This is a genomic window from Pedobacter sp. 05L430 (genome assembly GCF_056397585.1).
On the sequence record NZ_JBFTNT010000167.1, the window covers coordinates 1 to 8,972 of the forward strand.

The following is an 8,972-nucleotide window of genomic DNA, read 5'->3' on the forward strand; positions in this document are numbered from 1 at the left end:
TCTTTTTCTGTTTTGCAAATCTTTTTTGAAACTCTTTTTCACCTTCCTTTTTCACTGTTTCCCTTCCTCCGAAGCGGGATGCAAAAGTAGGAAAATTCAGCCACCACGCAAACATTTATACACTATTTCTTACAAAATATCCCTAACTCACTAAACCACAACCAGAAAAATTAGAAAGACCTATTTAAAATACTTTAATCCGTACCTAAACATAACATAAACCGGAATACTTAAGGCAATCCATGACACGATATGCCATACTCCTACTCCCATTATTGCTGATAACAAGCCTAAAATTGTTATCACTCCCAGTAAAATAGGGATACCCCATACTTTGAAAAACACGTTATTATTATTCTTCATTCTCTTGAACAGTTGATAAGGTGAGCGATTCGGCTTCTCCCATAAGCCTTTTAAGTTGGGCCGACTTCGCCTTGCGCCTGGCAAGCCAAAGGTAAATTCCGGAAATCAATACAATAATAGTAGCGATATCGAAAATCGCCCAGAGTATCTTCATCGGCATACCCCCATAGTCACCAAAGTGAAATGGCTGGGAGATAAAGATTGTTTTCAAATACCATGGCAGATCTCTCATGTCTGTCAATTCCCCAGTTTTGGCATCTATTAACGCCGGTTTGATAATCCTTGAAGTTAGCGGAGTAGTTCCAATCATGTACACTGCGTAATGATACTTACTGGAGTAAAGTGTTCCCGGATAGGCAACAAAAGAGACATCCATTCCGGGAGCGGCTGCCTTAGCTGTCTTAACAGCAGCATCCAAAGAACTTAAAGTTCCTGTTACCTTAGGTTTATTCTTATATCCCGCAACCATTTCGGCAAGCTGACTAGCCTTCCACTTGTCCAGCGCTGGGTCAACCAGGGTGTTTATCACACCTGTAAGTCCAACAACCGATGCCCAGGCCAGTGTTACAATTCCAAACAGGTTATGCAAATCCAACCACCTTAATCTCGATGATTTCTCTGTCCTGATCATTCCGAAATCAAAACGCTTCATAATCGGACCATATAATACTATACCGGAAACAATAGCAACAATAAAAAGCAGCCCCATCAGCCCCAGGAAAAGTTTACCGGGTATGCCCGCCAGCATTTCTACATGCAGGTAATACATCACCAGCATAAAATCCATTTCATTGGGCGGCGTGTCCATTACCTTACCAGTATACTCATTCATCCTAAGGTAATGATCTCCTTCAATGGGCGCCTCACTTGAATCGGCCACAACAACAAACATTTCACCAGGATGCTCTTTTACATCCCATGACACATACTTTATTGCCTTTACGGGTACGTGTTTTAAGGCCTCATGCAGTACAACATCTTTTGACAATTCTGGAGTTCCAGGAGGAACAGCAGGCATTTCTACTTCCTTGCCCAGTAAATGATCAATTTCCTCATAAAATATCAGAGGTAAACCAGTCAGGCATAGCATGAGCAAAAAAACCGTACAAATAAGACTGGTCCATTTATGAACTTCAAACCATTTTTTTATTGTTTTAGCCTTCATAAGTTAAAATTTATAAGCAAAACTTGCCGCAAAGTTCCTTGGTTTTTGTGGATTAACAGACCAGTAACCAATGTAATAATCTTCATTGGTCAGGTTATTCATATTAAAGGTAAACCTATATTTGTCTGAGTTGTAAAATAAACTTGCATTTAACAAGGTATAGCTTGGCAATTCAAAAACTCCTGTTACACTATTATCTATTACCTTATATACACCAGCATAGTTTCCACCTAACCCGATCCCGAAATCTTTTAATTTACCGTATCCAAATTTATAAGTAGCCCATAAATTTGCCAGATCCTGAGGTCCCTGACCACCTGGTGCACTTCCTACTTCGTTGTAAAAATCAGTGGGCTCACCTGTGTTTCCTTTAAGCACTTTAATTCTGCTGTGACTAACTCCTGCAACGATATTAAAACCAGGAAAAGGATTTGCACTTAAATCCAAATCAAAACCCTTGCTTCCTGTTTTTCCACCTTGCACGGAAGAAGTTGGTGTATCATAAACCCTGTTTGCAACTCTGATATCATAAACAGAGAAAGTGGCAAACAACTTATCAGAAAAGAAATTAGCTTTCACTCCTACTTCCCATTGATTAGCTTGCTCAGGTTTAAATGATTTTACGCCCAGGCTTACTTTATTCTCGTCAAATACTTCACGTGGCGCTACATTAAAGAACGCATTCATGTAATTCGCAAAAATCGACACCTTATCCAGTATAGGCTGATAAACAACCCCAAATTTAGGCGAGAAGGTTAATTGATTATAATCATCTTCAGTATCTTTAAGATCACCCTTGGAATCAAAATAATCCATCCTTAAGCTAGCCATAACACTTAATGAAGGAGTAAAATTAAGAACGTTTGATACATAAGCGCTGGAGGTACTGTTCTTGATATTGGTACGACTTCCTGCTCCTGCATCCGCCAGCGCATTATCAACCAAAGCTTGCGTTAAATATACCGGAGGAATTTCTTTTCCATCTTTATCAAATTCAACTTCACTGTTCTGAGGTGTAACCTGTCTTACTAAAGCCCAAGCCGAGCCATTGTCAATTACATTGCGGGTATAATAATCCAACCCTATCAAAACTCGATTCCTCAGACTTCCGATTTTAAAATCGCCATTAAAATTCTGCTGTATATCAGTTGTATTAGTGGTTTGTTGTTCTTTATGGAAATACTGGTCAAAATAATTGTCCCTGTTCGCGCCCCCCATATTCAGGTATGCATCATCCCAGATATAGGTATAATAGCCATCTGATTTTACGTTCCCTCTGGAAACCACAGTTTGTGAAGTCCATTGATCTGATAGTTTATAAAGCATCTGACCTTGCAAATTATATCTTGGATTTTTTATAGTCAGATCGTTGCTGGTGAAAGACAAGTTCCTGTCTAGGTTTAGCTCTTTTAGGTTTTTAAAGATGAGCGTTGTATCTCTATTAGTATTAAAAAAGACTGGAGGAGCAGCCCTTTCTTCCTGTAAAATTTCTGTCAATACCTGAAAGGAAAGCCTATCATTTACTTCATAAGCCAAACTAGGTGCTATGTAGAAAGACTTTTTAAATCCGGCATCCTGAAAACTGTTTTCTGTATGGTAGGCAGTATTAATACGCATTGCAATTTTTTCAGTTTTGCTCAAAGGCATATTTATATCTGCAGTTACCCTGTTCAAACCAAAACTACCCAGGTTGTAGGCTACTTCACCGCCAAACTCATAATACGGTTTTTTAGTAATGGTATTGATAATCCCTCCATAGCCATAAAAGCTTGCTCCAAACAATGTCCCAGAAGGTCCTTTCATCACTTGTATCTCTTCCACACTTGCCGGATCAAGGTTTCCACTGGTCAGGCCAGGTAATCCATTGATCAGACTTGGCTGCGCTTCAAAACCACGGAGCGCAAAATAAGAGGCTCCATCACCTCCCCTTCCTGTAGATTCCCATGTTCTTGCGATTCCGGGAATATTCCGCATCGCATCATCATAGTTACTAATCGCTTGCTGTTTTAATATTTCAGAAGAAACAGAACTATAAACCTGTGGATTCTCCAGATTTTTTAAAGGCATCTTAGCAACTGCAGCAGTTACTTTGTTAGTATTTCTGGAAGAAATGATTACTTCTTGTAATTGATCGGAATTCTCATTCAGTACAAAATCAGCAGATACAGTTTCTCCCGATTTTACTTCAATAGCCTGTTCTTGTTTTGCCAGACCAATAAATGTTGCAGTCAGAATATATTTGCCTGTTCTAATATTCTTTAGCTCATACGATCCTCTTTTATCTGTTAAGGCTGTTTTACCTGTTCCTTTAATATTTACAGTTACAAGTTCTGCGGGTTTTCCATCGGAGGTTTTTACTGAGCCACCAATATTTCCAGTCTGCGCAAATGACAGACTTGCAGAAAATAAGAGCAAAATAATACAATTGGTAAAAATTCTTATCATAGTTGAAATTTGTTTGATCGGCACAAACCTACTATTTAAAATAATTCTAAACAATATTATTTAAAATTATTCCAAACAACAGCCTTACACGCTCCTTTTCAAGTATTTAAGATTTAAATCGATAACTTGTAATGATCTTTAAATATTCTGGATCGAAGCCCTATTAGCTCCTGACTAAATCAATATTTAAAAAATAGAGGCAAAAAAAAAGACGACATCTGGAGCAATGTCGCCTTTAATTAAGAAATAAATTTCTTGTACCCTGGAAGGGATTCGAACCCCTGACCCACGGTTTAGAAAACCGTTGCTCTATCCAACTGAGCTACCAAGGCCTTTCCCCTTAAGGAGCGCCAAAGATATAAAAACATGCGAATAAGCGCAAATCTATTTTGATAATTTTCTAAAAAAATCGCATTAAAAAAATATACGCAAGATTACCAGCCACTTAACAAATAGCCTAAATTCAGGTATTTTACTTTCCAATAACTATACCATTACTGTCACTATTCAAAATAAGTTAGCAACCCATAAACTTCCAATTTTACTGGCTTTAAAATGAGGCATGGATGTTGTATATCTAAGGTATATAAAAATAAGAAAAACGTGTGTTTTATCCGACAACCAAGGCAAAAACCTTCATCCCGAACAATTCCTACAACAATGCTATTTATTTGCAGGCAGAAAACGGGGAAGTTTTGCTACGATTAGAGGATTACATAACAAGTCGACACAACTAACCAAATAATTACAAACTTTAAATCTACCACTACCTACCTATGGATAATGACGCTCATAATTTGCAATCGCTGGTTGAAGCACTTGATGATGTAATTCTGGAATTAACCGAACAATCTGTAATTAAGCGGGTTTGGACAAAAGATAAATCTAAATTGTTCATGCCACCCGAATTCTTTATCAATAAGAGTATCCCGGAAGTTTTTGGCAAGTTTGGAGATATCTTTATTGACTGCATAGTCAGATTACTTAGTACTGGAGAAAGACAACAATGCATCTATCCAGATTTTGACCCAACTAAGTCGCTATGGTATTGTGCTAAGTTTCAAAAAATCGATTCCATTAATACTGATGCCAGGATAATCTGTATCATTGAGGATATTACAGCTAAAAAAGAGATGACCGATCAGCTTGAAAAGAATAGCTTAGAGCTCAAAAGGATCAACAACTTGCTAGAAATAGGTCATCAAATTTCAAAAATGGGTGGTTGGGAATATGATACGAYAAGTAAAGAAGTATTTTTAACGAATCAGATCTACGAAATCAACGAATCAGATCCGCATATTGTAATCAATAGTATCAATGTCCCACAATCATTTGACAAAGAGAATAAAACAAAATTATTAAAAGCGCTGAAAAATTCGCTTGACAAAAATATTGCCTTCGACATTGAATTAGAGCTCATAACAGCTAAAAGGAATAAAAAATGGGTAAGGATCTCAGGCGTTCCAATAATGGAAAACAACAATGTTCGATTGTTCAGAGGAATATTGAAAGATATTACAGACATTAAAAACAACCAGCTGGAGCTTATTGAGGCCAAAAATCTTGCTGAACAAATTGCCAGAAAAAGGACAGAGACGCTTTCCATTATGAGTCATGAGATTCGGACTCCTTTAAATGCAATTATTGGCATCAGCAATCTCTTGGATCAGGCAACATCTTCAAACAAGGATATAAAAGAGTATGTGGATCATCTAAGATACTCTTCTAATCATTTATTGGGGCTTATAAACGACATATTAGATCTGGAAAAGATTGAAAGTAAAAAGATGCAATTAAATGAAGCCCCTACAAATCTGATATCACTTATAAATAATGTCTACAAGCAGTTTCTACCATTCGCTAAAAATAAAAGCCTTGCCCTAAATTTCCATCATGATTACAAAACACCTGAGTCCTTAATGATTGATGATCTCAGGCTAACAAGGATATTAAATAACCTATTGGCTAATGCCATCAAATTTACCGAAAAAGGAGAGGTTAGCATCACCCTAAAAACGCTTGTCGATCAAGACGATCATGCATCTATCCTTTTTAAAATCTCCGATACTGGAATTGGAATTCCTGAACATCTACATAATCTGGTATTCGACAAGTTTCATCAGGTTCACCAGGATTCCCACAGGCAACAAGAAGGAAGCGGATTGGGACTTAACATTACCAAAGGTTTAGTAAGGCTTTTCAAAAGCGAAATTCGCTTAATCAGTAAACCGTCCATAGGATCAATATTCGAGTTCCAAATTGACTTCAAAAAGGCCTTACCAATACTAAAGGAAAAGAAATCAAACGCATTCGAATTTGATTTCCCTGCCCTACCTGATTTTAAGTTGTTGATTGTTGACGATAATCCTACAAATTTACTCGTCGCCACCCGCCAATTAAGTCGTTTTGGGATCAATGCTAATAAAGCGGACAATGGCTATACTGCCATAGAATTTCTAAAAAAGGAAAAGTTTGATGTTGTTCTTGTAGATCTGCACATGCCGGGTATGGATGGTTATCAGCTATCTAAATACATACAAGAAACCTATCCGGAAACCAAAGTAATCATTTTTACTGCCGATGTACTTGAAGAAGTGAGACTTAGGCTTAAAGAAATGGGCATTCTCTATATTCTCTCTAAACCATTTAAACCAGAGGAAATGTTCGAACTCTTTTTAGAAGTACTTGAGGTAAAATAATTCATAACTTTATGCCCCATGAGAGTAGTTCTATTAGGGTTTGCACTATTTTTAATCAGTGCTCCATCGTTTTCACAAATAAACACAAAAGCCAAGGAAGCTGTTGTTACCTATGGATTCCGAAATAACGGAAAAGAAACAAAGGCAGAGCAAAAAATGTTCGTTAAAGGTAACCAGGTACATCTGGTACCTCAGGGTCGTCAGACCGAACAGCAGTATCTGCAAATTGCTCAAAAGGCAAGTTATCAGATACAAAACAGCAATGCTATAGCATACACACTTAAAAAGCCCTTCTCTGAATACGTAAAACCAGAATTGCTTCCAGGAATAGACACAATATTGGGCATTCCCTGTAAAAAGGCTAAAGTCTTTGTTCGTTCCAACACCATCGAGGTGTGGTATACAAACGACCTTAAAATTAAAGGAACACCAAGCATTTCAATTGCCCCCGAATTAGGCTTAGTTCTTAAAACCATTCGTAATGGTAATTCCGAAACCTTTGCAAAGAACATCGAGTACCGTACAGTAACCCCCGAAGAACTTGCCTGGCCAAAAAGCTGGGGTACCATGTTAGATGAACCAGCATACCAGCGACAAGTAATCGAAAGCCGCTACACTACGCTTACCATTTTCAATAATGAGCAGATTAGTTTTGGCAACAAAACAGAAAATCCTGTCGGAGAACAATCTAATGTCACTTACCATTTCTCTGGTGGAACTGTTATTCTTAAGAAAGTAAAGCTACCGCCAACAAAAGTTGGTCAACAATTATTTATCGAATTAGCACAACATTCTAACGGGGACGCATATGACCGTACAGGTTCTGTGTTTATGATCCCTACCGACAAATCCATCTCTTATCTTAATGCTTTGCAGAGCGGTATTCAGGTACTTCCTGTTTATTCAGCCAGAAATGGAAAGAAATACCAAGGAGTTACGGCTACCGACAACTATTTACCTCCGCTTGAGTTAATGCGTTTTTTCACTTCTTTTGGGGTAAACCATTTTAATCCACAGGCAAAAATAAAAGGGTATAACTGGGCCGATTCGGTTGTCTACAAACAGGATATCACATCCTTATTACCGCGTTTGCAAGGAGAAGTGTGGATAGGCGTTTTTATAGGAAACTATGATAAAGGCGGACATAAAGCCAGTCTGTACTTCAAATACTATCCAGGCTATGAGGGCGAAAGTCAAAAAGAGGAAAAGAAATGGTTAATGCCTGCTTTTAACACAACCAATTTAATGGAAATGTCGGGACAGGAATACGGCACAATGTTCGATCAGGATTCTCTTACCGTAACTGTGGAGATCCCGCAAGGTGTAAAAAACCTAAAAATGAGATATCTTACAACTGGTCACGGTGGCTGGGGTGGCGGAGATGAATTTGTACCAAAACAAAACGAAATCTTTATGGATGGCAAAAGAGTATATCACTTTATTCCATGGCGAGAGGATTGTGCAACATACAGATATTTAAACCCTGCTTCAGGCAATTTTGGGAATGGTTTGTCCTCTTCGGATCTTAGCCGCTCTAACTGGTGTCCTGGAACAATTACCTTACCTGTTGAAATCCCTTTACCGGATCTTAAACCTGGCAAACACACCTTTCAGGTAGCAATACCGTTAGGGAAACCAGAGGGAGGAAGTTTTAGCGCCTGGAATGTATCAGGAACGTTAATTGGCGATAAAGAATAAAATAAAAAAGGCATCCGGAATTGGATGCCTTTTTTATTAAAACTAAGCCTTTATACTATTCTGCTTCTCTTTTAATATAAGTTTTGTTGCCATTTTTGTTGATGTAATATTTACCTCCACGCGGGCCGGTATAAATTACTTCAGAATTAGGGCCTTTCAGCGTTCTATCTACAGTTGGCTTATAATCTTTATTAGCAGCATTGGCAACAGCGGTAGTTGTTTGTTTTTTCACTGTTGTTACTTCCTTTTTAACTTCCTTCACAGGAGCCTCTGCTTTTTCTTTGGCAGCTGTAGCAGAAAAACGCTTATCCGGTGTGCCATCTTTTTTAAGTTTTATATCACTAGCTGGAGCTGCAGCTGTTTTCGCAAAACGTTTATCGGGCGTACCATCTTTTTTTAATCTTGCTCCTGCAGTGGTTGCTTCTGCTTTAGCTTTAGTTTTTGCAGTTGTAGTTTCTTTTTTAACCTTTTCGGTTGCATCTTTTTTTGCATCGGCTGTTGCTTTGGTCTTAGCAGTTGCTTCTTTTTTAGCGTCAGCTTTAGCCTTTGCTGCTTCTTTCTTTGCGGTTGCTGTTGCTTCTTTTTTAGCATCAGCCTTAGCC

Annotated in this window: 6 protein-coding genes and 1 tRNA gene; 2 read left to right on the top strand and 5 right to left on the bottom strand. The window is 38.1% G+C overall.

Going from position 1 to position 8,972, the window contains the following annotated elements:
- Positions 1-180 precede the first annotated feature (180 nt).
- The 4 genes from AC1DG9_RS18190 to AC1DG9_RS18205 form a co-directional block, all read right to left on the bottom strand.
- Entirely contained in the window at positions 181-363 is a 183-nt protein-coding gene (locus tag AC1DG9_RS18190) for a hypothetical protein (RefSeq protein ID WP_172660290.1), read from the bottom strand.
- Positions 353-1,528 carry a PepSY-associated TM helix domain-containing protein gene (locus AC1DG9_RS18195; RefSeq protein ID WP_288883933.1) on the bottom strand — a complete coding sequence of 392 codons (1,176 nt, stop codon included), beginning with the start codon at positions 1,526-1,528 and terminating at the stop codon, positions 353-355. The genes AC1DG9_RS18190 and AC1DG9_RS18195 overlap by 11 nt, the downstream gene beginning before the upstream one ends.
- A 3-nt stretch (positions 1,529-1,531) precedes the next feature.
- Positions 1,532-3,973: a TonB-dependent receptor gene (locus AC1DG9_RS18200; protein WP_288883932.1), complete on the bottom strand. Its 2,442-nt coding sequence runs from the start codon at positions 3,971-3,973 to the stop codon at positions 1,532-1,534.
- A gap of 258 nt (positions 3,974-4,231) precedes the next feature.
- Positions 4,232-4,305 (bottom strand) — tRNA-Arg (locus AC1DG9_RS18205).
- 444 nt (positions 4,306-4,749) lie between these two features.
- Here AC1DG9_RS18205 and AC1DG9_RS18210 point away from each other — a divergent pair.
- Together AC1DG9_RS18210 and AC1DG9_RS18215 are read left to right on the top strand one after the other, a co-directional pair.
- A complete protein-coding gene (locus tag AC1DG9_RS18210; RefSeq protein ID WP_477634998.1) occupies positions 4,750-6,672 on the top strand; it encodes a response regulator in 1,923 nt (640 codons plus the stop codon).
- An 18-nt stretch (positions 6,673-6,690) separates the two neighbouring features.
- On the top strand, positions 6,691-8,370 hold the full coding sequence (locus tag AC1DG9_RS18215; RefSeq protein ID WP_172660286.1) for a PNGase F N-terminal domain-containing protein: 1,680 nt from the start codon (positions 6,691-6,693) through the stop codon (positions 8,368-8,370).
- A 55-nt stretch (positions 8,371-8,425) separates the two neighbouring features.
- Here the strand turns inward: AC1DG9_RS18215 and AC1DG9_RS18220 are convergent.
- On the bottom strand, positions 8,426-8,972 hold a 547-nt coding region (locus tag AC1DG9_RS18220), incomplete at its 5' end, for a hypothetical protein (RefSeq protein WP_477634999.1).